The sequence below is a fragment of the Mesorhizobium sp. M1A.F.Ca.ET.072.01.1.1 genome (assembly GCF_004023325.1).
GTDB lineage: Bacteria > Pseudomonadota > Alphaproteobacteria > Rhizobiales > Rhizobiaceae > Mesorhizobium.
In genome coordinates this window covers 1-21,381 of the sequence record NZ_RZSF01000084.1, presented here as the reverse complement: position 1 = coordinate 21,381, position 21,381 = coordinate 1, and the positions used below count along the sequence as shown (strand labels likewise).

24 protein-coding genes and 3 pseudogenes are annotated in these 21,381 nt (G+C 58.6%); 11 read left to right on the top strand and 16 right to left on the bottom strand.

What is annotated here, in order from left to right; all coding sequences use genetic code 11:
* From EOA32_RS14420 to msuE, 3 genes are all read left to right on the top strand, one after another.
* Positions 1-276, top strand: a 276-nt coding sequence (locus EOA32_RS14420; RefSeq protein ID WP_128372118.1) for an ABC transporter permease subunit, incomplete at its 5' end; no start/stop codon positions are given.
* 44 nt (positions 277-320) lie between these two features.
* The gene (ssuD, locus tag EOA32_RS14415) at positions 321-1,481 is read left to right on the top strand and encodes an FMNH2-dependent alkanesulfonate monooxygenase (protein WP_128372117.1); all 1,161 of its coding nucleotides are present in this window, start codon (positions 321-323) and stop codon (positions 1,479-1,481) included.
* 102 nt (positions 1,482-1,583) lie between these two features.
* Positions 1,584-2,144, top strand: a complete 561-nt coding sequence (msuE, locus tag EOA32_RS14410; protein ID WP_128372116.1) for an FMN reductase — start codon at positions 1,584-1,586, stop codon at positions 2,142-2,144.
* Positions 2,145-2,351: 207 nt separating this feature from the next.
* Here the strand turns inward: msuE and EOA32_RS39845 are convergent.
* Positions 2,352-2,597: pseudogene (locus EOA32_RS39845) on the bottom strand (HipA domain-containing protein); the annotation flags it as partial.
* Positions 2,549-2,758 carry a hypothetical protein gene (locus tag EOA32_RS14400; protein ID WP_128372115.1) on the bottom strand — a complete coding sequence of 70 codons (210 nt, stop codon included), beginning with the start codon at positions 2,756-2,758 and terminating at the stop codon, positions 2,549-2,551. The pseudogene EOA32_RS39845 and the gene EOA32_RS14400, both read right to left, overlap by 49 nt.
* Before the next feature lie 302 nt (positions 2,759-3,060).
* Between EOA32_RS14400 and EOA32_RS14395 the strand changes: the two genes are divergently transcribed.
* The 4 genes from EOA32_RS14395 (at position 3,061) to EOA32_RS14380 (ending at position 5,942) form a co-directional block, all read left to right on the top strand.
* Complete coding sequence (locus EOA32_RS14395) at positions 3,061-3,270, top strand: cold-shock protein (RefSeq protein WP_066997278.1); 210 nt, start codon at positions 3,061-3,063, stop codon at positions 3,268-3,270.
* Positions 3,271-3,375: 105 nt separating this feature from the next.
* On the top strand, positions 3,376-3,603 hold the full coding sequence (locus tag EOA32_RS14390) for a hypothetical protein (RefSeq protein ID WP_128372114.1): 228 nt from the start codon (positions 3,376-3,378) through the stop codon (positions 3,601-3,603).
* Positions 3,604-3,711: 108 nt separating this feature from the next.
* The gene (locus tag EOA32_RS14385; RefSeq protein ID WP_128372113.1) at positions 3,712-4,014 is read left to right on the top strand and encodes a hypothetical protein; all 303 of its coding nucleotides are present in this window, start codon (positions 3,712-3,714) and stop codon (positions 4,012-4,014) included.
* 770 nt (positions 4,015-4,784) lie between these two features.
* Positions 4,785-5,942, top strand: a complete 1,158-nt coding sequence (locus EOA32_RS14380; protein ID WP_245499274.1) for a histidine kinase dimerization/phosphoacceptor domain -containing protein — start codon at positions 4,785-4,787, stop codon at positions 5,940-5,942.
* Positions 5,943-6,055: 113 nt separating this feature from the next.
* On the opposite strand, the gene EOA32_RS14375 is transcribed toward EOA32_RS14380, so the two are convergent.
* From EOA32_RS14375 to EOA32_RS14330, 11 genes and pseudogenes are all read right to left on the bottom strand, one after another.
* Positions 6,056-6,412, bottom strand: coding sequence for a response regulator (locus tag EOA32_RS14375; protein ID WP_128372111.1), 357 nt, complete (start codon positions 6,410-6,412; stop codon positions 6,056-6,058).
* Positions 6,381-7,430 (bottom strand): HWE histidine kinase domain-containing protein, encoded by a 1,050-nt coding sequence (locus EOA32_RS14370; protein WP_348632203.1) that lies wholly within the window; start codon positions 7,428-7,430, stop codon positions 6,381-6,383. The genes EOA32_RS14375 and EOA32_RS14370 overlap by 32 nt, the downstream gene beginning before the upstream one ends.
* A gap of 172 nt (positions 7,431-7,602) precedes the next feature.
* Positions 7,603-8,196 carry an SOS response-associated peptidase family protein gene (locus tag EOA32_RS14365; RefSeq protein WP_128372110.1) on the bottom strand — a complete coding sequence of 198 codons (594 nt, stop codon included), beginning with the start codon at positions 8,194-8,196 and terminating at the stop codon, positions 7,603-7,605.
* A 291-nt stretch (positions 8,197-8,487) separates the two neighbouring features.
* The gene (locus EOA32_RS38615) at positions 8,488-8,664 is read right to left on the bottom strand and encodes a hypothetical protein (RefSeq protein WP_189407139.1); all 177 of its coding nucleotides are present in this window, start codon (positions 8,662-8,664) and stop codon (positions 8,488-8,490) included.
* Positions 8,665-9,034: 370 nt separating this feature from the next.
* Positions 9,035-9,220, bottom strand: a complete 186-nt coding sequence (locus EOA32_RS14360) for a hypothetical protein (protein WP_095800355.1) — start codon at positions 9,218-9,220, stop codon at positions 9,035-9,037.
* 891 nt (positions 9,221-10,111) lie between these two features.
* Positions 10,112-10,294 carry a hypothetical protein gene (locus tag EOA32_RS14355; protein ID WP_128372109.1) on the bottom strand — a complete coding sequence of 61 codons (183 nt, stop codon included), beginning with the start codon at positions 10,292-10,294 and terminating at the stop codon, positions 10,112-10,114.
* Positions 10,291-10,596, bottom strand: coding sequence for a hypothetical protein (locus tag EOA32_RS14350; RefSeq protein ID WP_128372108.1), 306 nt, complete (start codon positions 10,594-10,596; stop codon positions 10,291-10,293). Before EOA32_RS14350 ends, EOA32_RS14355 begins: the two co-directional genes overlap by 4 nt.
* A 476-nt stretch (positions 10,597-11,072) precedes the next feature.
* Positions 11,073-11,231, bottom strand: a complete 159-nt coding sequence (locus EOA32_RS38610) for a hypothetical protein (RefSeq protein ID WP_189407137.1) — start codon at positions 11,229-11,231, stop codon at positions 11,073-11,075.
* A 269-nt stretch (positions 11,232-11,500) separates the two neighbouring features.
* Positions 11,501-12,664, bottom strand: coding sequence for a PHB depolymerase family esterase (locus EOA32_RS14340; protein WP_128372106.1), 1,164 nt, complete (start codon positions 12,662-12,664; stop codon positions 11,501-11,503).
* Positions 12,665-12,921: 257 nt separating this feature from the next.
* Positions 12,922-13,456 (bottom strand): annotated as a pseudogene (locus EOA32_RS14335) (transglutaminase family protein); the annotation flags it as partial.
* Positions 13,457-13,794: 338 nt separating this feature from the next.
* Positions 13,795-14,079 carry an HU family DNA-binding protein gene (locus EOA32_RS14330; RefSeq protein WP_066997255.1) on the bottom strand — a complete coding sequence of 95 codons (285 nt, stop codon included), beginning with the start codon at positions 14,077-14,079 and terminating at the stop codon, positions 13,795-13,797.
* 237 nt (positions 14,080-14,316) lie between these two features.
* Here EOA32_RS14330 and EOA32_RS39840 point away from each other — a divergent pair.
* Positions 14,317-14,463 (top strand): annotated as a pseudogene (locus EOA32_RS39840) (DUF736 family protein); the annotation flags it as partial.
* 157 nt (positions 14,464-14,620) lie between these two features.
* Here the strand turns inward: EOA32_RS39840 and EOA32_RS14320 are convergent.
* The 3 genes from EOA32_RS14320 to EOA32_RS14310 all read right to left on the bottom strand — a co-directional run bounded on the left by EOA32_RS14320 (position 14,621) and on the right by EOA32_RS14310 (position 17,743).
* Positions 14,621-15,145: a MucR family transcriptional regulator gene (locus tag EOA32_RS14320; protein WP_095832856.1), complete on the bottom strand. Its 525-nt coding sequence runs from the start codon at positions 15,143-15,145 to the stop codon at positions 14,621-14,623.
* A 1,202-nt stretch (positions 15,146-16,347) separates the two neighbouring features.
* The gene (locus EOA32_RS14315; protein ID WP_128372105.1) at positions 16,348-17,304 is read right to left on the bottom strand and encodes a tetratricopeptide repeat protein; all 957 of its coding nucleotides are present in this window, start codon (positions 17,302-17,304) and stop codon (positions 16,348-16,350) included.
* A gap of 13 nt (positions 17,305-17,317) precedes the next feature.
* The gene (locus EOA32_RS14310) at positions 17,318-17,743 is read right to left on the bottom strand and encodes a hypothetical protein (protein WP_128372104.1); all 426 of its coding nucleotides are present in this window, start codon (positions 17,741-17,743) and stop codon (positions 17,318-17,320) included.
* Between the two features lie 1,206 nt (positions 17,744-18,949).
* On the opposite strand from EOA32_RS14310, the gene EOA32_RS14305 reads away from it, so the two are divergent.
* Genes EOA32_RS14305 through EOA32_RS14295 form a run of 3 tightly spaced genes read left to right on the top strand, consistent with a single transcriptional unit; the run spans position 18,950 to position 21,275 of the window.
* Positions 18,950-19,543, top strand: a complete 594-nt coding sequence (locus EOA32_RS14305) for a hypothetical protein (RefSeq protein ID WP_128372103.1) — start codon at positions 18,950-18,952, stop codon at positions 19,541-19,543.
* Positions 19,525-20,520: a hypothetical protein gene (locus EOA32_RS14300; protein ID WP_128372102.1), complete on the top strand. Its 996-nt coding sequence runs from the start codon at positions 19,525-19,527 to the stop codon at positions 20,518-20,520. Before EOA32_RS14305 ends, EOA32_RS14300 begins: the two co-directional genes overlap by 19 nt.
* Positions 20,517-21,275: an ATP-binding protein gene (locus tag EOA32_RS14295; RefSeq protein WP_128372101.1), complete on the top strand. Its 759-nt coding sequence runs from the start codon at positions 20,517-20,519 to the stop codon at positions 21,273-21,275. The genes EOA32_RS14300 and EOA32_RS14295 overlap by 4 nt, the downstream gene beginning before the upstream one ends.
* Positions 21,276-21,381: the final 106 nt, after the last annotated feature.

The window sequence follows — 21,381 nt, the reverse complement described above, 5'->3', positions numbered from 1 at the left end:
CTGCAACTCTTCACCAGCATCATCCTGCCGTCCGCTTTGCCGGAAATCCTGACCGGCCTCAAGATCGCCATCGGCGCCGGATTATCGACGCTGGTCGCGGCCGAGCTGATCGCGGCCCAGTCCGGGCTCGGCTACATGATCATGTCGGCGGCCAATTTCCTCGCGACCGACGTCGTGTTCGTCGGCCTCATCGTCATCGCCGTGCTCGCCTTCGCCTTCACCAGCGGCATGCGTTGGCTGGAACATCGCCTCATCCCCTGGAAAGGCAAGCTCTGAGGCTTGCTCCCATAGATTCCGCAATCATTGAAGGAAACGATCCGATGTCCGGCAACAGCACCCGCCCGCTCGATATCTACTGGTACCTGCCGACCCATGGCGACGGCCCCTATCTCGGCACCGACGAGCGGCACCGGCCGGCAACCTTCGGCTATCTCAAGGAAATTGCGCAAGCCGCCGATCGGCTTGGCTTCAAGGGCGTGCTCCTGCCAACCGGAACACGGTGTGAGGGCGCCTGGATCGTGGCCGCCGGGCTGATCCCGCTGACCGAACGGCTGAAATTCCTGGTGGCGCTGCGGCCGGGCAGCGGGACGCCGGCCCTGTTCGCGCGCCATGCGGCCACGCTGGACCGCATTTCCGGCGGCCGGGTGCTGCTCAACGTCGTCACCGGTGCTGATCCGGCCGACCTTGCCGGCGACGGCAACAAGCTTGGTCATGACGAGCGCTATGCCCAGACTGATGAATTCCTGACAATCTGGCGCCGTATCCTGTCCGGAGAGCCGGCGGACTTCGAGGGCAAGTATCTATCTGCTCACGGCACCGACATTTCTTTCCCGCCGGTCCAGCGACCCTATCCGCCACTTTGGTTCGGCGGGTCTTCGGAGGCGGGCATCGAGGTCGCTGCCAAACACACCGACGTCTATCTGAGCTGGGGTGAACCCGTCGACCAGGTGGAGGAGAAGTTCGATAGAGTCAGGGCACGAGCGGCGGCTCAAGGTCGCAAAATCCGCTTCGGATTGCGCATAAACCTGATCGTGCGTGAAACGGAGGAGGAGGCCTGGGCGGCGGCGGATCGACTGATCAGCCGCGTCACCGACGACGTGATCGCTGAAGCCCAGCATCAATTCACCAAGGTTTCGGAGTCGGTCGGGCAAAAGCACATCTCCGCTCTGCACCAGGGACGCCGCGACAAGCTGGTTATAGCTCCCAATCTATGGGCCGGATTGGGTCTCGTCCGAGGGGGTGCCGGCACCGCGCTTGTCGGGAGTGCGGAAAGCGTTGCCGCCCGTATTCGCGAATATCAAGAAATAGGGGTGGAGACGGTTATTGCCTCGGCCTATCCGCATCTGGAGGAAGCTTTCAATGTTGCCGAGCTGCTTTTTCCACGGCTCGGACTGCAGGGTGAATTGCCCCTCAAGGAGCGCGGCTGGGATCTGGAGTTTGGGCGCGGCCGGGGCGCCGGTGTCCGAGTAGCGGCGTCTTAGGCAGGTCGATTTCTTGCCTAGAGGAGAGAAGTGGTCCACGCAGCATCGCCGCTGCCGTGCCAGGCCCGCTTACGTCTGAGTTTGACCATCGGAGTTCGGCTTATGTCAAATCCATCAATCGTCGGTTTTTCGGGGAACTTCAGCCGACCCTCGAAGACCCGCGCTTTCGTCGACCTCGTCGTTCAGAACATCGCCAGCCGCCACCACCTTTCCCATCGACCCTATGATATCGAGGATGTCGGTCCGTCGCTGGGGGCCGCCAAATGGCAGCGCGACCTCGACGCGCAAGCCCAAACCGTAGTTGCAGATGTTGTCGCCGCGGACGTGCTCGTCGTCGGCTCTCCGACATACAAGGGTAGCTATACCGGACTGTTCAAGCACTTTTTCGACTTGCTTGATCCAGCGGCCTCGAGAGGTAAGCCCGTGCTTCTCTCAGCCACCGGGGGCGGTGAGCGCCATGCCCTTATCGTTGAGCATCAACTCAGGCCGCTATTTGGCCTCTTCGAGGCTTTCGCGCTGCCCACAGCCGTGTACGCGACCGACAAAGACTTCACCGATGGTGTGCTTCGGTCCGAACTGATCCTGAAGCGAGCGGCACAGGCGGTTGATGAAACCGCGGTTCTGCTGGCCACCAAATCCGGTCTCAGAATAGCCGCCGAATAAATCCATGCCGCGGTGCTCCAGCGGGAAGTGTAGCATCTCGCCTTCCGGGTCGCGGCAAGCGGGCGTGAAGGCAGTCCTTTGCACGATCAGCCGAAAAGCGGACGCTGCTGGCGGCCCCATTTCGGTCATTCACCAGGAGGAAGTCCTGGCTATTTAGGGCTCCATCGTCGATATCTCGAAGCCAGCAACTATTCTCGTCCATCGTCTAGCCCGTTCCGGTAGTCGTGCACGGTGGGCAAACTTTTTCCACCGCGAGGCGGTCCCGCAAGTGACAGCGCCATCGCGTCGGTCGGAATATACGGCACGGTTGACACCATGTCATAAATCGGAGCGAGCCCCGCGCTGTTGCCGTCTCCTCGATAGATCAGCGGCCGGTTCTTCAGGTGCAGTGTCACCGTTGCCGGTTACATCAGCAAGGGCCAGACGCCGCACGAACTCGAGAGCCGCAGCGGGGAGGGCACTGGAAGGTATGCCGCTCGGGCAAAGCGGCCGGCAAGGTCACCTTCGACGACACCGAGGAAGGAGCCGCTGCCCAACGCGAGCAGCGTGTCGCCAGCCCTGCCGAAATCGTAGACCACTTGGTTGTTGGTGACGACCAAGGTTTGAGAGCGCACTAGGTGTTTGATCCCGGGCTTAATGACGCATGATCGTTATCCGATCGAACCGAGAACGCTCAAAGGATTTCAAGGTTTAGTCGGTGGCGAGGCACATCCCGGCGCAAAGCCGCCTACAGCCATGATGGTCGGAGAGGCTTGCGTTGGCGGTAATTCAAGCCTATGTATCTGCAATCGATGTTTGCTGTTGAACTTGTTTTTGCGCTCCGGCGCCCAACGATCTTCCTCTCAAATCTCGACTAATATGACGTTTGGCGTGTCGCCAGACGCGAATTTCTATGCCGATTTGAAAGGAAATCGCTATGAACACTGGAACCGTAAAGTTCTTCAATTCGACCAAGGGCTTCGGCTTTATTGCTCCTGAAACGGGCGGCGCGGACGTGTTTGTCCATATCACGGCTGTTGAGCGTGCCGGTATGCGCACAATCGTAGAAGGTCAGAAGCTGAGCTTCGATGTGGTGCAGGACCGCCGCAATGGCAAGAGCGCGGCCGAGAATCTTCGGGCCGCCTAAAGGATACCGCTTCTGGCCCTTGACCACGGATGTACTGGCACTGGCCGTCGAGGCGTTTGGGAAAGGTCGGGCCCGCCCGGCCTTTTTTCGTTTAAGGAACTTATGATGCGCAATGCAATTGCGGAAGCCGTGTTCAAGCCGAAGCCGACAGCTAGGGAGAGCAAGGGCGACGCGACCACACAAGCCGCACGAGAGATCATGGACAAAGAAACCACAGATCGCGAGTCAAAAACGCAGCGGCTCAGACTGGCTCGGCTGGCCAAAGAAGCTGCTGCCCCCGCCGCTTCGCCAAAAGCTAAACGAGAATCGGCAAAGCGGCGCGTTGCCGCCTGACCGCAGGGAAGGCACGCGGCCGGCCAGAAGGCTCTCTGGCCGAGCATAGTGGAACATCCGACGGGGACGGCGACGAACCCAATCCTCAATCACGACCGGCGGTGACCGATGGTGGAAAAATATTCAAACGCGCGAGGGCATTTCTTCGCAGCCGTAAGGGCACTGGCCGCGTCGTCGGATGGCATTCAAACGCGGCTGATCGACGCGAACGAGAGCATCCTCAACGTGACCCTCGACGAGTTCGCGGGCGACCTTGAGCTGAAGCTCAAGTTTGCAAGAATTTTGGACCTCCTGGCCGTTGATCAGGACGACTTGGTCACGACCGCGGTTGAGACAGCGGCACACATGACCGATTTTGAAGCGGTAAAAGTTGCCGACCTGATCTGCGATTTCTGTTTTGAGCTCACTTAGGCCGACTGCGACCAACTCTTGATGGATCGCGACCGCGGTAATAGCGAAATCAGCCCACTTTCCGAATGGCGCCTGCGCTCATTGCGTCTGCAGCGCATCAGCGCGCATCAGCGCTCCAGCAGGTGCCGCTCGCGCCGGTTTGCCGGGGTCGGGTATGCCCGCCAGCACGTTGCCACCGACCGCTCCGGCTTGTCATAGGCGCGCCGAGCCGCATGACCAGTTCACCCCGAAGGTTCATATCGAGGATCGAACCTGATGCGTTTCGGTCTCAAGCAGCACAAGCGCTCCCTAACGGTCGGGCAGAGGCCCAATCACCCTGCCAGCCGCGACCGTTGCGATCAGCGCTCGCTTTGGTGCCGGTCGTCAGGCGCGTGAAGCTTGTCGGGCATCACCGCGAGAAGCTCTCCGACCTGGCCCAGAGGCCCCACGCTTGACCAGCCACGAGCGCCTCATGCGGAGGTCGCGACAGACGCTGGCACACCCGAGACACAAAGCCTCATAGCGCGGGTTCTTGCATGAGAGGCTTTCGTAGGCCTGACGGCAACCGAAACCCTTCAGCACGTCGGTCAAGGCTCTCATCTCGCCTAAAAACCGGCGGGCTGACTTCACGAGGAACGTCGCAAACTCGGCTAGGCAGCAACTCGTAGTTCTGATCGCATACGCAGAGCGCTCCTACTCATCCGCGTCACTTTGCTTGCCAAGGTGCGAGATCGGAGCAATTCGCAGGCTCATGCGTTGGTTTTTCAACCCTGCTCGAGAGGATCTCATCATTGGACCCCACCACCGAGCTAGCCAAGTTGCGCCGACATGTCCGCATTCTCGTGGACCTTGGCCGCGTAGCGGGCGAGCAAACTCCGCTCGGCCGCTTCCTCGATCAGGCCTGTGTGCAGGTAGCCCGGGCTGTCGAGATAGACCACGCAAAGATCCTTCGCTACCGTCCGCGCACCGCGGACCTGTTCATGGAGGCCGGCTTCGGGTGGAAGGAAGGGACTGTGCGGAACGCTGTTTTTTCGGCGGATCTGCGATCGCCGCCCGGCCGGACTTATCAGACAGCCGAGCCTTTAGTGATTGTCGATGGCACGGCCGCCGAGCAGGATGCCGAATACGTCTTCTCAGATGTGCTGAGAGAGCACCACATCAAATCGCTGGCGAACGTGCCGATCCTCATCAAGGGTGCTGCCTGGGGCGTGCTGGAGGTGGATTCCTCGGTAACGCGCAACTTCAGCGAAGATACCGTCGACTTCATGACGGCTGCTGCTGCCCTCATTGCTTCAGCAATGCGGCGACCCGAGGTGGACCGAAGCAACCTGGAATCCACCACGGCTCTAGTCCAGGCGCAACAACGCGAGGTGCTGCTGCGGGAGATGCAGCACCGCGTAAAGAACAACTTTCAGCTGATCCTGGCCTCGATAGCCATTCAGAAGCGCCGCCTTGAAAGGCCGGAAGTGCACCGGGCACTGGAACACGTGGCTAACCGAGTTAATGCCATTTCGCTTGCTCATGACCAACTGGCACCGGGGCAGGACCTCCGAACGGTGGACGTCGCCGGTTACTTGCGGGCGCTCTGCGCTTCGCTGCAGACGCAGGTGGAAATTGCAACGATCGAGATCGCGGCCGACGAAGTCGAGCTCTCGATTGAACGCGCGGTGCCGCTCGGTCTTATCTTGAACGAAGCCGCGATGAACTCAGTCAAGCATGCGTTCGGAGCGGAGGGCGGGCGTATCGTTGTCAAGCTTGAGTCCGGAATAGGCTACGGCGAGGCACGCCTGACTGTTGCCGACAACGGTCGTGGCATTCAGAACCCCCGGCCGGGCGGATCGGGACAGAAATTGATCCAGGCGCTCGCCCGGCAGATGGGCGGTAACCTCCAGCAAGAGAGCTCCGCCGCGGGCACCACAATAACCGTGATCTTCCCTGTCATTGCATAACGCTCGCTCCTGTCGCGTACATTGGCTTCGCAGGCGCACACACCGATCTAGGCAGCAGCCAATGCACTCTCTCCAGATCCCGCCAAGGCTAGGGACCCGGGGAGCCTCGCCTGTCAGTGTTCCAGCAATTTCGCCAACACGATTAAGAGACGCGCCTCTGCGGTTGGCTTTCCGACGTTAGGCGCATCCCCCAGAACTGCCCCGCCGACAAGCTCTGGCCTGTCGTAGGCGCTCGCCAGCGCGAACGGGACATTGAGGCTGCTCAACTCTTCAGCCAGCGGCGTGACCAGCTCGCTGCCCAGATTTACGTCGAGCAGTGCAACGGACGGCAATTCAACTTCCAAGAGGCTGGATGCTTCTGCGACGGTGGCAACCGGGCCAATAACGCGCCACCCACGACGCTCAAGCATAAATTTGAGGTCCATCGCGATCAGGTATTCATCTTCCACGATCAGGACCGTCTTTTCCACCGGCCTTCAATCTTTGTTGCCTTGTCCCCGTGAGCGGAATGGCCATCTCCACCTTGAAACCCGTCCTCGCATAGGTTGGTTCCACCTTGCCTCCCAGATCGTATGCGACAGCGAACTGGATGAGTTGACTTCCGTAGCCCGTGGAGACGGGCGGGCTCACGCCGGGGCCACCGCTTTCCGACCAGGTGAGCCGCAGCAGCCGGCCACCCGCTTCCTCGACGACCCAGCGCACGTGGACTTGTCCGCTCGCCTTCGACAGGGCCCCATATTTGAGAGCGTTTGTCGCCAGCTCATGCAAGGCAAGCCCAAGGGACATCAGTTGCTTGGGGTCCAAATGAACTGGCGGTCCGGGATCGACCATTATGGCGTCGGGGCTTGCTGCAAACGGTTCCAGCGTTCGCACCACCAGCTTCTCAAGGTTGCCATCACCACCGCCTATGAACCCCTGCTCATTGGCGTCGATAATGGCGGTCAACCTGCCTAGAAAGGCATCGCGATACTCCTTCCCCGAGACGCCTTCAGCCTTGGTTTGGTTAGCGAGCGCCCGTACCAGACCAAGCAAATTCTTCATTCGGTGCCGAAGCTCGCCGAAGCGAACTTCAAACTCGGCCTCTCTGTGAGTGCTCTCCGTGGCGTCGACGAACGACAGCAACATAGTGGTGCTGACATCGTCGGGGCTGAACACGGTGTGGGCGGTGACCAGCATAGTCCGCGACCCGACGCCGGGGAAATCGTGCTCCACCTTGTAATCAACAATCGCCCTGGTTTTCGGGATCACGTCGGTGAGCAGGAGACGCAGTTCGGGAATATCCCACTGACCATCTCCCAGATCGTAGATGTGCTTGCCTATGGTTTCATAGCGCTCGACTTTGAAGGTTCGGAAGAAGGCACGGTTGGCCCTCTGGATGCAAAGCGCGCTGTCCAGGACCAGCAGAGGAACAGGGACAGTATCCACAATCCCCTGCGCTTGCACGTGCCCGGTCCTCAAGATCCGGTAGAGGTCTTCCAAGTTCAGCATAGCGTGGTCCCACGAAAGTGATCTTGTTGCCTGCAATCTCAGGCCAACCATGTCGTGGGTCAAGAGCAGGGGCGGCTGGCGGCCGCGTTGCTGTTGTCCGCGGGCAGAAGCTTGTGCAGATCGGCTGTGGATATGCCGCCGGATACACGATCGCTGACCGTGCCCGAACAGGTTACGGTCTCTCCTGCCTCACCGTATCTACCCCAAGCGACCCCGTTGGAAGCGACCGCAGCAGCTCACCTTCCGGCTTTGTTAGGTTGAGCCAGGCGAGCCAGTTCTCTGGCTCAAGGACCACGACCTGACGGTTGTGATAGGGCGCAACGTCCGGACTAGGATCAGTCGTCAGCATCGTAAAGCTCGGCGGTTTGTTGCCGGCCGCTTCGCGCCAAAGCCCCGCGATCGCCATGAACGGGGCCTCCTTGAGCGTAAAGCGGTGCTTCGCCTTCGGGTACTTCGTTCCGGTGAACTCGAAGAAGGCCGATGCCGGCACAAGACAGCGCCTGCTGTTTGCGAACTGTCGCCCCTCAGACCGAAAATTGAACACCGGCCCGCCTTTGGGACCGGACGGCGGGAAGCCGAAGGTCATCGAGGCTACCTCGATTGCATCGTCGGCAGCGCGCATGATCGGAGCCGGGTCATTGATGCGGATGTCGTCAGCTTGCGGCAGATCGAGCTCGGTCTGATGGGTCGGGATATATAAAGCCAGCGCCTCCATCATTCGGCAGTACTCAGCCCAAGCGATATGCTGCTCGTAGTCGTTGCACATGGGTATGACCTTAGTTGTTGTCTGCCTCTCGACAGACGACGCGCCTCTCGAGGCCTCTGGTAGCAGAATAATTCATAGGTGCACTTTTAGGTTGAACATTGACTGGCGAAGATATTCAATGACTTGGAAGCTAGGATGAACAGGGGGGCTGATGAACAATAAACCGTGGGAGCGGTGGGCGTTCGAACGGCGACCGCTGCCCGACTTCCGGGGCGAAAGCATGATAATCGCTTCCAAGCATCCGTGCGCCTCCCTCGCTTATACGGAAAGATTGTTAAGGTTGGACGCCGGCTATGGCTTCTTTAGGAGGCGGGCCTCGCGAATGAGCGAATTAGGCTCATTGCCGATCATGTCGATGAGGTCGCGGGCTTGGGCTTCGGTGATGCCCGTTTCTCGCGTGAGAAAGTGCACCCTGAATTCCTTCTGTGCGTGCGCGCGCTCGCCAAGCTCTTGCATGTTTTCGGCCATAGGAAAAGTCCCCGGTAGCTAGCAACGCGATGGTCGGAGTTTGGTTCCAACGGAAGAAATCCCGTCGCAGCTAATGAGGCTATGCGACGGGCTTTTTGGTTGCCACTAAGGCGCTCTCGGAACGGATCGACCGCCTCTCGCAGAACTCACGAACGCGTGATCTAGTTCCAATTTTAGCAATTGCAGGATTGCTGAAGCGCGCGGACTCTCGTTTCGACTCGGAGCTTTTCAGCCCGGTTCAGTGCGTCGGCGATGTGGTCGCCGGTCGGTTTCATAGGAATCAACGGCATGCAGCGTTAGGCTAAGCGCTTTTTGTAAGGACCCGCGCTTGCCGGCTTCGGCGCGACGGCGCCCCATTCGGTGCGCAATTCTAGTTTTCCGCATGACTAAAGACGACGGCACCGTTATCCTTGCGGACTTCAACGGATATGACCCCGTCATCACCCTTTCGGGTCTGGAACATTGAAATTGCATGATCCCTGGCCGTCTTTTCGGCGTCGAAGGTCACCTTGTCGATGATGCCTTTTCGCCCATACCAGATAACAGTGTAGGCCATTGGGGCTCTCCCACGCTTTACGCTAAGCATAGAGGAGTTCGATGCGTGGCGCGACGGTCTGTCGGGGGCGGATAGCAGCCGCTCAAATTTCAATGACACACTACCTGCAAGCGAGCTCTCTTGTCGGGATCAGCAGTTCGACAGGCCCGGCTAGACCGTCTCTGCATGAGACGGGAACTGCGCTAAGTCCAGTGCAGCCGGCCGGGAATGTTCCAGCCAACAATGTCGTTGCTTGATAAAGCGAGCTTCACGCAGCAATGGCGCCCAGTTAAGGCCGACCAGCCTGATCAGGCTCCGGGCTTGTTCCTCCGTTACGCTCTTGGTCTCTTTTCGTTCTGCACTCTCGAATGGCGGGCAACTTAGATAGCCAGGGCTATGGCTCGGCTAAACCCTGCCGGCTTCACGCTCCTGGAGGCTGAGAACGGCCCGGCAGCGATATTGCTTCGGGGGAAGGTGGTGACGCGCCGCCGGCACTAGGTGGTCCGGGACTGGTAGCCAAAACGGCGTAGTCGCGGCGGGCGATGGCAATTGTTGTTTTGGGTCAGCCCGCGAAGGCGTGACCGATCGCGAAACCGATGCCGATGAAAATGCCCGATAAAGAACTTGCCGGCAGCATCCAGGGCAACGACGCCGCCCTTGGCCCAAACGTCTACGCGGGGCTCTCTGGGGGGCAGTGGCGATATCATCGAAGATCGTGTCCATAGGCCGGCGTTTTCGCCCAGTGTTTAGCGACTGCTGAAAGAGATCGCCGGGCGAGGAACCCCAAATCCTCAAGCCCGGCGCACTCATCCTGATCCCCATCAGGAGCCGGTGGAGGAACCGGCAATTTCTTCTATGCAAGGCCGGTGCCAGCATTCTTGTGCGGAAATGAGACAGGCGAGCACTACGCTTCTATGCGTCTGTCTCTAGCGGTTCGTGGCCCGGCTGTTCATGCCAGATCACTTGTCGCAGATCGCGCCAGTCGACCGCCTGTCCGCAGACCGGGCACTTGTGGAAATGCTCGCGTTCGTTGACGTATTCCTTGCTGTGGCGGCGGCCCATGAATGGCGGCCCGAGATCGGACAGCTTCGTCACGTCGGCTTGTCCACCAGCGGCGTCTTCCTTGTCGGTGTTTTGTAAGGGGTCACCACTCTGACCGTATCGGCATTCACCGTGACAGGAACGCCTAAGTTGATGGTCACTTTGCCTTCGTCTACGCGGGTGACATCGCCTCGGAGCTCGATCTCCTGGCCCTGCTTAACCTTCAAGATCCGATCAACGATCGAATGAGGCTGGCCGTAGGATGGGATTGACACGCTGACCCGGTCCTCCGTTGCGCGACGGCGCACTTTCGCCGTGATCGCGACCTCGTCGCCGATGTTGATGCCCTTTGCCATGTCGATACAACTCCGACGCGGCCAGTAGGTTCGTCAAGCAGATGCTAATGTTCGACAGGGCACAAAGACTGCCCTAGTCAAGACGATGCCCGTCATCCCAGGCAACGGGATGGCGGGCATTGATCTAGCTGCTGCCGACGAGGAAGGTGACGCATTTCCTCACCGGCTCCATGCAATGCTGTAGCAAGCATTTGGTTTCGCCGCACGGACCAAAGCGTCAGACCATCCGACTTCGGTCGCATCGGGCGGAAGGGAACATTCCTACAGGTGTCCCGGTTAAGTGTCGCGGCGTGTGCCTCCGGCACGAGGCTCACCGCCGCGCTGGGCGCTCCCCCCGGGAGCCCGTTTCGACCCTCAGGCGAGCGGGAGGCGCGGGGCCTGATCAAGTTGATCGGCACAGATTGGAATTCGCTGGTACGGGAAGCGAAATTCCTCAAGCTGCGCCATTTGAGACGCGCCCGGCAGGGAGACGCAGGTTACGGTTTGGCTTTCCTATCCATCGTGGCGACCAGCGCCGCCTCGTCTGTCGTCCCGTTCTGGAAGGCCGCGATCAACAGGCTACCCAGCCATTCCCTTTCGGCGGTGTCTGCACTTTCTGGGAGGAGCTTCTGGAGCACTCTTTCGAGCATCGCCATGTCGTCGGGTCCGAGAACACTGTTAGGCTGAGAACGCATCGGCCACCCCCAGGAACCTCTGCGGCCCGGCCCGCTTAATCTAGGTGACACAGGATGTCGCGGGTCGGGCCACCCACCGCTTGAAGGTGGGGTGCATTGATCCTGCATCCATATGAGCGGACTCGCAACTAACAGTTTTGCGACTGAAGTCCAACGTTCGGCCGGCATTAGAACCATTGATGGTGCAGTGGCTTCAAGAAACCACGGCCGTTTAGGATCGCGCTATCATGCTAACGCATCAAACCCGCCGCTCGTAGGGCATCTTCGATGACGGCCTGTATGCCATGCGGGTCCGACTCGGGTCGAGGCGCGGATATGTTGCGGGCTGACGGAATGGGAAATTTTGCCAGCGCCTGTTCCGCGGTCGGCGACGACGAGCGGGAGGACGGCCTTTCGGCCTCCATATTAAGATTCGATCGCATCGAACCATTCGTCTGCGTCGCATCGATATCCCAGAAACGCGCGATCTCGCGCGTGGACGAGATGCCGACATCGAGCATGAAAGGGCCTGGACTGCCCAGGCCATCGCGGATCGGCGTACCGTGTCCCATTCCGGCAATCATGTTGATCTCAATCATTGCCTCACCCCCGACATTCCGCCAGACCCGCTTCGCAAGCCTGCCGGCCGTTTCCGAATGCGTCGGCGTCTTCTTGTCGAATCCATGAACGCCCAGCCATTGTGCCGCGACGGCGTCCGCGTTGGATGGCGCGACTGTTTGGTCGGCCGTGCCCTGCCAGATCGAAATCCTCGGCCACGGTACCCTATGGTCAGAAGCATGACGAAGGATCCGTTGCAGTTCCTTTCCCGACGGACCGCCACGGCCGCGCATGCGCTCGAACGCCTGCGGGATCGTCGTCGCGCTGCCGTAGGGTATGCCGGCAATGATGGCGCCACCTGCAAACACTTCCGGGTAGGTCGCCAGCATGGCCGCCGCCATCGCGCCGCCGGCCGAGAGGCCGGTGACGAAGATGCGCTTTCGATCGATCCCCTTGGCGAGGACCATCGCCTCGATCATCTGGCGTATCGAAAGCGCTTCGCCCGTACCGCGCTGGGTGTCGGCAGGCTCGAACCAGTTGAAGCAAAGGTTCGGATTGTTGGCACGTTGCTGCTCGGGAAAAAGCAGGGCAAAGCCGGCCTCGTCGGCAAGCTCTGACCATCCGGAATGATGGTCGTATGTGGCGGGATCCTGAGTGCAGCCGTGGAGGACGACAACGAGTGGCGCATTCGTCGGCAAGTCGAGCGGAAGGTGGAATCTGCCTTTCAACGCTCCCGGATTGGACCCGAAGTCGGTCAAAGCCTGGAGACGGTCTTGTCCTCTAGGGCCTGGGCCATGAGTGGGGCGTTGCGCGCGCAACGCGCTCAGGCGCGCGATTGTATCGGAGATTTTTCGCAATATGGCTGTCCCTGTTTGGCGCCCGGAAGTGCACGGGATCGTAGGCAACGCACTTGCAGCAATAACGTTGCTGCACTGCACAATAATAGACACGGCTGGACTGCCAAATGAAAGATCGGCACGTGGCCCAGTCGTTTCCGTGCGCTACGCGACGCCCGGTAAGGTAGAGCGCTGCACGCCGTCCAAGGCGGTCGCAGCGCTGGGCAGGAAGGGTTCCGCTCTTTCACGCTACATAACCGCTCGTCCGAGAATACCTGTCACCCAGTCGGTCCCGGCACTTCATAAGTCCAGACCGAACCCCTTCAGGACATGCGGACCGAACGAATTGATCAACGGGATGCCTCGTCGCGGCTACGCGCGACAACGATCCTGCCAATCCGCCGCGTGTTGTTGCGCGGATCGAAGGTATGCCACTGACCATCGAGGAAGACCTCGATCCAGGCGCTGAAATCCATCGGATCGACGACCGGGACGCCGATGTCGCCTAGATGGCCGTTCACGTAGCGGGCGGGGATATTGAGACAGCGGCAGAACGTGACGGCAAGGTGCGCGAAATCGCGACAGACGCCGACACGCTCGTGAGGCCTCGAAGGCCGTTCGCGTCGAGCGGGCCTGCATATAGTCGAATCGGATGTGATTGTGGACGAAGTCGCAGATCGCCTGCACGCGGCCCCATCCCAGAGCAACGGCGCCGAAAATATCCCAAGCAATTTGGCTGAGGCGGTCGGTCTCGCAATAGCGGCTGCCCAGGAGGTAAACGAGGCTGTCGTCCGGCAGGTCCGGCACCGGCACGATTGACGGAGCCGTCGAGCCGGTAACCGAAGAGAGGGACTGGTTGCGCCTTCGCGAGAAGCGGACTTCGACCCGTCTGATGGCGGTGGTATGGCTGACGAAAGCAGGATCACTCCACATCGCTGCCGAATGAGGCAAAGCCGAAGCCGGTTTGACGGCAACGGCACCTCCTCGATCCGATCGACTAAATTTTCGGCCGCGCTGATGAGCGCTGCCGAGACCTCGAAAGCACGATACCTGCAATATCGAGGCACGCCCACTTTGACTTGTCGCCGTTGACGAAAGACTGGACTGATTACGTGAGGCTATCGCCGACAGCCCTTTGTCTTGCAGGAACGTCAGCCGTTGTTCACAGTATCCTTGAGGGCCTTGGCGGGCTGAAACACCAGCTTTTTCGATGCGGCGATCTTGATTGTGGCCCCGGTCGACGGGTTGCGTCCCTCGCGCGCCGGCTTGTTCTGCACCTTGAATTTGCCGAAGCCGTTCAGAGACACTTCCTCGCCCTTGGCGGCAGCTTCGGTAATTCCTTTCAGCACATCCTCAACTACAGTCTTAGCCTGCGCCTTCGACAGGCCGTGTCCCGTAGCAAGACGCTCCGCCAGGTCATTGGTGTTTACTGCCATGTATGCCATCCCCTCTTGCGTTGATTGGAACGCTCGCCTTATTGCACAGCTTTAGGGGAATCAGGAATACCGCTCTCGCGCGTTATTTTTGACTTCGGCACTCGGAGATCCTGCCTTGAATCCAGAGACGGCGCAAACCGTGGTTCTCACCCACGTCGCCTGAGCCCATGGTTCCCGGCGACTGCGGCCCCCGACCTTCCGCCAAGCCCCTGAAGCACTGTCGCCGAGGGGGCTGCCGAGGGCGACAATGACAAGGGTCCGTACTACCGCATCCTCGCCAGCGCCACCGAGTTCGGTGCGGCATGCAAGAAGACGTCGCGCGAAGGCCGCGACTACCACTCCGTCAAGCTCGATGATCCAAGCCTCCCCGCTCCGATCTACGCGAGGCCTGGTAGACCGAAGCTGAGGGCGAGTTTTCGCTCATCCGGTCTCGCCCGCGCAGCCGAGTGAGGTCGGCCCAATACAGAGAAGCCCCGTCCGCCGGAAGGGGCTTCTCTGCTCACGTCCGCCCCAGCGCTGAACAGTAAACTGCGGGACCCGTCTAGGCCTTGGCGGCAACTTTGCGCGTTTTCTTAACCGGAGATGTTGCCGTCGCTGCAGCCGTTGCAGCCGCGGCGGCGCGGGGCGCCCGCGTTGGTTTCGCCGCCAGAGCCGGCTGCTTTGCGCGCGGACGCCCAAGTCCAGACGCCTTCGCCAAGGCAGAGCGGGTGGCGGCATAGTTCGGCGCGACCATCGGATAATCGGCTGGCAGGTTCCACTTCTGCCGATATTCTTCTGGGCTCAGATTATAATGTGTTCTGAGATGCCGCTTCAACGATTTGAACTTCTTGCCGTCTTCCAGGCAGATGATGAAGTCGGGCGTCACAGATCTCCTGATCGAGACAGCCGGCTCCTGTTTGGCCAAAGGTTCTGCTGCAGCCATGCCAAGCCCACGAAGGGCCGCATGGGTGTCGCCGATCAGCTTTGGCAGTTCTGCCACCGGCACCGAATTGTTCGACACATAGGCGGAAACGATATCAGCTGCGAGTGACACAAGATCGGCATTATCGTGAGGCTCATCGGACATGGTGTTGGTGTTTTCCCTCTTGATTGATTGGTGGATGGACCTGCTATTTGTGCAGATTGACCGATAGATCAAGCGAATAGTGGATTGTTTGCTTTCCCGCACGAATATTTGAGCGATTAGCTTCCTTCTCCGACTCTAATTGCCATTCTCCTTTTTGAGCCGAATGCGACATAGCTCCTCAGGACGCGAACGGCAGCTTTGCGCCTCTATTGCGCCGTTCAGGCCTACGTGTGCTTTGCCCGAAAGCAGACCCTGTAATGGTTGGATTGGGCGCGGCAAAAAAAGTGGACCTTGCCATGCCGGCAAAAAAGGCAGGCGGACACACCATCAAGACGTTGTCCTACATTAACGTCGCCCATGCGGGGCAATCGGAACAGGCCTATAAAAGAGGAGATTTACACTGTTTGCCGTGGCACGCTACGGAGGCTGCTGACCCAATGGGCTGCCACTGCTCGGGCCGCTGGGTATGGTAGCGCCGGGAGGCATTCGTCACTGGCGGGCCTACCGGAAAAGGCGGAAACTCTAGTCGCTGGGGTATTGCAAAATTCGGATGCGGAATCGTAGCTTCGAATTGGAATTTCATGCGAGACCCTCGGATTTCGCAAAATGAGCCCTGCGGTGCTATGGAAACGCCACGCTTTGCCTATTTCCTAAGAACTTTGGTGTTCCCGAGAATATCGGAGAATTTGATATGCGAATGTCCAGAAACCAGCCTGCTATCTCGACTCTCTGAGGCGAAAGAAAAACACGGCGAATTGGTGAGCAGGGTTACTGTAGATAATTATGGTAAAAAGTTTTGGATTGAGGCTGGCACTTATAAAAATATAACCACCTTCAAAGGTCGCTACTCTGAGAATGAAAAAGGCAGCTTTGTACGAGGGTCATTCATTAACAGCGGCACTTGGATATCATATCCGTTTTTACTTTTCACTATTTTTTCGTTGGTGTACTTTCTATCTATAAAGCAAGATACGCAAAAGATGGTTGGCTATTTTATATTCTCTATAATTTTCCATTTATCAATATTGATATCGTTTAATATACATACAACAAATATCATAAAATTCATGAATGACCGCTTGGAAATACGCCTATCCAGAAGCTAGGCCGTGTTGACCCAATATTTGGGCCGATGCAACGGATTCAACCAATCATTGATTTCTACGCCGATCCGAATCCTTTCGGGAAAGGATTAGCGAGTCTTAGGCCTTTTTTGCGGGCGGCTCCAACCTGATAAGATAGGCCTTTGCAGTGGCATCTCCTTGATCAGCAGCCTTGCGAATCAAAATGAGAGCGTGGGCAGTATCCTGCTTCACGCCATAGCCACCGAAGTATGCCACTCCAAGGTTGTACTCAGCACCCGCATTCCCCTGGTCCGCAGCCTTCTGGAACCAAGAGACGGCCTGCACATAGTCTAAGGGAACCCCTAGCCCCTTGTAGTACGAAACACCAAGGTCGTACTCAGCAGCCGCATTTCCCTGGTCCGCAGCCTTCTGGAACCAAGAAACGGCTTGGGCGTAGTCAATCGTAACGCCCAGTCCCTTCGCATACACTACGCCAAGATCGTGCTGCGCCAGGGCGTTTCCCTGCTCCGCCCCTTTGCGATACCATGCGATTGCTTCAGCATAATCCTGGGCGACTCCTTGACCTTTGAGGTAGGCCAATCCCAGAAAGTATTGGGCAACGGCCGTTCCTTGGTCGGCTGCCTCACGGGACCAGGTGGCGGCTTCTCTGTAGTCCTGCGGGACGCCTGTTCCATATCTGTAAAGCAGCCCGAGATCGGTTTGAGCGTCCGCTAATCCCTGATCGGCTGCTTTGCGATACCAAATTGCGGCCTCGGTATAGTCCTGCTTGACGCCTAGCCCACGGTCGTAAAGGTAGGCGAGATTGTGCTCTGCCTGGGCGTCACCTTGGTCCGCTGCCTTACGGTACCAAGCGGCAGCCTGGAGGTAATCCTGTGTGACACCGTGCCCTTCGGCGTAAGCAGTGCCAAGATTGTCCTGTGCCATGGGATCACCGGTGTTAGCCAGGACGCTCCACAACAAGACAGCCGCTGCGTAGTCTCCTCTTTTGTAGGCCCGTTCCGCTTGCCCCGCCTGGGCGACGCCGGCCATCAGCATGCCGGAGACGAAACAAAGCAACTTTGACAGCCTCTGCATGTTGGCCTCCGATTTAAGAGTTCAACCATTCGTTGATTCCCTGCACTCCGTCCCGAACCCTTTCGGAAAAGGGTCTCGCATTCAGCTTGGCTTTAAGGAATTTTCCCTGTGCACGGGTCATTCGCGTATTGAGCTTTGCCAAAAGATATGAATTCCAGAATATTAAAATAATACCAGGAGCGATAACCACTTTATCAGGAAAAAAGAATACATTTGACAGAATAACTACTACGACGGTGGTAAAAAATGCGTTGTATACGCCGAAAAATACATCTTTCCACATGCGATTCCCTGGAAGATATTGTGTCATCCAAGGCATAATTAGCGGATTATCATCCCAGAATTGATCGATAGTAATGGGCCCTCGGGCCACACCGTCGGTCGTGGCAAGTGCGGCCACAGCCTCAGCAGGTTTATTTGGATTGACCTCTTCAGCCATTCCTTCCTCCATCTCTCTTGATTAGAAGGAATTTGCTGCGCCTCTTTGAAGTCAATCCAAGATGGAGATCAATTTTGCGTTAGCCGACCATCGCAGTGTGGCCAACCTGACCCGCAAGCAAGCGTGATCAGGGTTCGAAAGTCGCTCTGTCGCTGAAATCCATATGATTTTGTCCCAATTGTTGGACGGCGATGATGGGGATCGGTAGCTGAACGTCGGCTTGTTACATATCCTGACCGGAAGCCGACTATCCGGAAACGGCCCCTTTCAGCCGTTGCTATGATCACCGGAACTGGACCTCGCCCTTTCAATGTTCGCCCTTTGTGCTTCGAAAGTCGCATAAAAGGCAGACTGGTATGGCGTCCGGAATTAACTGTCGTCGGCAGGGGCTAGAGTCCAGAATTATCTGTCGTTGGCCGGACTGCTAAGTGGATGATATCGCGCTGCTTTCGCCCGAAGAGGTTGCCAATGCCCTTCGGACAAGAGGTTACCAATGTGCCCCAACGACAATCAATTCCCGACTGGCCTTAAGGAGATGTTTTGATTGAGGTTATTATGGCCCCGATTGGTAACCTAAGGCCACCAAATACGCGCATTGGTAACCCCAGCGACAGGTTTGGTAACCCTCATCGAGCGAGCGGCGCTCGCACCTCTCGGCGGAGCGCTATTGCAGGGCTTAATCTTCTCGCCGGGGGCTGACATTGATATTGCCTCCGCGAGGTGGTCTCGGACGATCTTCAAATAGCCTACACGCTCGCGATGTAGCATATCCCCGCCTCAGGAATTGCCCCGCATCGATGCCAGGTTGCTAGCTATGGGTGAGTGGCTGTCTACAGTTGAGTTTGCTGAGCTGGTCGGCATTAGGAGACAAGTCGCTCATCGCGCTCTTCGTCGGCGTCGCTGGCGAAAGAATCCGCTCGAAGTGCGGAAGGTCAATGGTCGGCGCGGCGGGAACGCCGGAGAGCAATATCAGGTGAATTCCACGTCCCTGCCGCTGGAATACCAGCACCGTTTAAAGGTCTCTCAAACCCTCGTTGAGAACCACTCGAAATCAATCGCTGGCAGGACGGCAGAGCACACATGGTGGCTCGATCACCTGAGGCCAGCGCTTCAATATCCAGCCACCTCGACTGGCCGCACCGACGCCCTGGCCGAGCTGGCAGACAAGCCAACGCGAAACTGGGGGGTAGGGCGGTCAGCTATTCCTTGCGGACGCTGCAGCGCCATGCCGCACGCTTTGACGAAGGCATGAAGGTCGGACGGCATGGTCGATCGGACAGGGGCAAGAAGCGTGTCGTCATAAGCCGGAGGTGGGACAAGCTGGTCCCGTTCGACGCATCTACCAAGGCGAAAATCGCGGAAGACCTTAAGCAGGAAATCCGCGGCCTGCTCAAAGGCGGCATGTCGTGGGGCCACACCCTGCAAGAAGCCGAGAAGTTTCTGATCGACGCGACTCGAGCCTGGGGCTTCCGTCCTGGCGATCTTAACGTGCTGGAGCGCGCCTGTTCTATCCCAACCGACCTCGTCTCAGTGGAACTCCACTTCCGAAACGTCCACCGATTTAAGCGCGACCATAAGGCTTATGATGATCGCCGGCCGCGCATCCGGCGCACCGTCGCCTGCATGCAGCCGATGGAGCTGGTGGTCGGCGATGTTCATCCTGTCGACATTCACCTCACTCGTCCTGACGGCACTCTCGCCACTGCTAGGCTGATCGGCTTCTTAGACTGGGCGACCCAGCGCCTCTGGATAGGGCTGATTTTTTCGAAAGGCGTGGCGGCGTGCAAAACCGCGACGTGATTGAAGTCTTCGCGGCCATGATCGAAGCGTGGGGCATGCCGCAGTCGCTCTATGTCGACAACGGCAAAGAATTCGGCTTCGCCGCCTTTTTGGACGATGCAATGCAGCTTACCGTGCCGGGCTTCCATGGCCCGCCCCGATCAACCCACGTCATTAATGCTTTGCCCTACAACGCCTCCGCAAAGCCGATTGAGCGTTTATTCGGCGACCTGGAGACGCGCTATTTCAGCACGGCGCGCGGCCACATCGGCGGCAACCGAATGAGCAAGAAGCAGGAGGCGATCGGCAGGACGGTCGCTCCGTTCGGCGCGTTCGAAGATGTGGTGCCAGCCATAGAAGGCTTCGTGCGCACCTATAATCACACTGCGCAGGGCAAGAAGAGCGCACTCAAAGGTCTCTCCCCTGAAGCCACGTTCCGCAAACACCTCGAGGCGGGATGGGCGCCGACTGCGATGAGGCGCGATGAAGTGCGCGCGGCATGTGCGCGAACCGAAGAGCGGTCGGTTATTCAGGGTGCGATATCGGTCGGTGGCCGTCATTGGACATGCCCGGAATTGCAAGCTTACCAGTCCGAGAAAATTTGGGTCCGTGTGCCGGCCTATCACACACCGGCCGAGTTGCTGCTGCTTGACCGCTATGGTGAACGAGTCGGCATAGCCTTTCCCGATGTCGAGTTCCATCCGCTCGACAAGCGCGGCGCAAAAGCATCAGCCGAAGCGAAGGTGCATCGGCAGGCGGTGCGTGACCTCGATCGGTCAGCGCCTGATATAGACGTGGCTGCACGCCTGATCGCACGCGGCGAAGCCCAGCCTGACGCGGTCCCCAACGAGCCCGTCGGCATCGTCTCTTACGATCCGGCGAAGCGGCCGGCGCGGATCGTGATGCCGAAGGGGGCTTCGACCTCCGAAGAGTACCGACGCGAACAAGACGACCGCATAGCCGTTCAGATGGACTTGGCGAAGAGGATCGTCGGATGACGTTTATAGAAACCCGCGCCGCGTTCACCGTACGGGCTGCATTCGATACGGCGGTCAAGATGCGATATCCGGTGCTTGCGGTCGGCAAAGCCGGACTCGGAAAGACAGTAGCGCTCAACCGGATAGCCGCCCAAAGCGGAGCTGCCTATTGTGAAGTTGCGCAGCATACCAAGGCTATCAGGCCGATGTTCCTGATGCTGCATGACGCCTACGGCGTCCAAAGGGACAGCAAGCACACATACGATCTGGCGAAGGATTGCATGAATTTTTTGGGCGCCCGTTACGGCCCGACGCGTCCGTTGCTGGTGGACGAATATCAGAACTTTACACCCACTGTTTTGCGGGAGCTGCTCCATCTTCAGCACTGCGGTTTCGCTTTGCTGCTTGCCGGCAACACTCATCGATTAGCGGGGACGAGGCGTGATACCCACGCTGTGGATCAGATCGAAAGCCGCATCGGCATGCGTTTCGAGATCGGGCAGCCGACGCGGGAGGACTGCGTGAGGATTGGCGCCGAACACAACGTTGAGGGAGCCGACGCCTACGAAGCGATTGTTATCTACGGTGAGAACACCTCCCTTCGCGCGCTTTGCCACCTGCTCCAGAATTGCGCTGCTGGGACCAGCGGCTTCGGCAGCATTCGTCTTCCGCGGATAGAGACCACGCTTCGCGGCATGTCGTGCGGCAGCGATGTGCTCAGGCTTCTACACGAGCGCCGAAACGACTTCGCACACAACGTCAGCGGCCCCACTTAATTCCGGACCACGACAGATAATTCCGGACATCACATCAACTGCTGTGATTTCCGGAAATATTTCGCGTCCAGGGGGTTTACCAATCCGGAATTATGGGCCGCGGGTG

What these genes read in the sequence shown, in the direction of transcription:
- EOA32_RS14395 (WP_066997278.1), top strand. Translation starts at nt 3,061, where the DNA reads ATGAACACTGGAACCGTAAAGTTCTTCAATTCGACCAAGGGCTTCGGC.
- EOA32_RS14315 (WP_128372105.1), bottom strand. Translation starts at nt 17,304, where the DNA reads ATGCAGAGGCTGTCAAAGTTGCTTTGTTTCGTCTCCGGCATGCTGATG.
- EOA32_RS38610 (WP_189407137.1), bottom strand. Translation starts at nt 11,231, where the DNA reads ATGGCGATGCTCGAAAGAGTGCTCCAGAAGCTCCTCCCAGAAAGTGCA.
- EOA32_RS14385 (WP_128372113.1), top strand. Translation starts at nt 3,712, where the DNA reads ATGGTGGAAAAATATTCAAACGCGCGAGGGCATTTCTTCGCAGCCGTA.
- ssuD (WP_128372117.1), top strand. Translation starts at nt 321, where the DNA reads ATGTCCGGCAACAGCACCCGCCCGCTCGATATCTACTGGTACCTGCCG.
- EOA32_RS14320 (WP_095832856.1), bottom strand. Translation starts at nt 15,145, where the DNA reads ATGTCCGATGAGCCTCACGATAATGCCGATCTTGTGTCACTCGCAGCT.
- EOA32_RS14390 (WP_128372114.1), top strand. Translation starts at nt 3,376, where the DNA reads ATGCGCAATGCAATTGCGGAAGCCGTGTTCAAGCCGAAGCCGACAGCT.
- EOA32_RS38615 (WP_189407139.1), bottom strand. Translation starts at nt 8,664, where the DNA reads ATGGCCGAAAACATGCAAGAGCTTGGCGAGCGCGCGCACGCACAGAAG.
- EOA32_RS14330 (WP_066997255.1), bottom strand. Translation starts at nt 14,079, where the DNA reads ATGGCAGTAAACACCAATGACCTGGCGGAGCGTCTTGCTACGGGACAC.
- EOA32_RS14310 (WP_128372104.1), bottom strand. Translation starts at nt 17,743, where the DNA reads ATGGCTGAAGAGGTCAATCCAAATAAACCTGCTGAGGCTGTGGCCGCA.
- EOA32_RS14350 (WP_128372108.1), bottom strand. Translation starts at nt 10,596, where the DNA reads ATGGCAAAGGGCATCAACATCGGCGACGAGGTCGCGATCACGGCGAAA.
- msuE (WP_128372116.1), top strand. Translation starts at nt 1,584, where the DNA reads ATGTCAAATCCATCAATCGTCGGTTTTTCGGGGAACTTCAGCCGACCC.
- EOA32_RS14365 (WP_128372110.1), bottom strand. Translation starts at nt 8,196, where the DNA reads ATGTGCAACGACTACGAGCAGCATATCGCTTGGGCTGAGTACTGCCGA.
- EOA32_RS14370 (WP_348632203.1), bottom strand. Translation starts at nt 7,430, where the DNA reads ATGCTGAACTTGGAAGACCTCTACCGGATCTTGAGGACCGGGCACGTG.
- EOA32_RS14360 (WP_095800355.1), bottom strand. Translation starts at nt 9,220, where the DNA reads ATGGCCTACACTGTTATCTGGTATGGGCGAAAAGGCATCATCGACAAG.
- EOA32_RS14295 (WP_128372101.1), top strand. Translation starts at nt 20,517, where the DNA reads ATGACGTTTATAGAAACCCGCGCCGCGTTCACCGTACGGGCTGCATTC.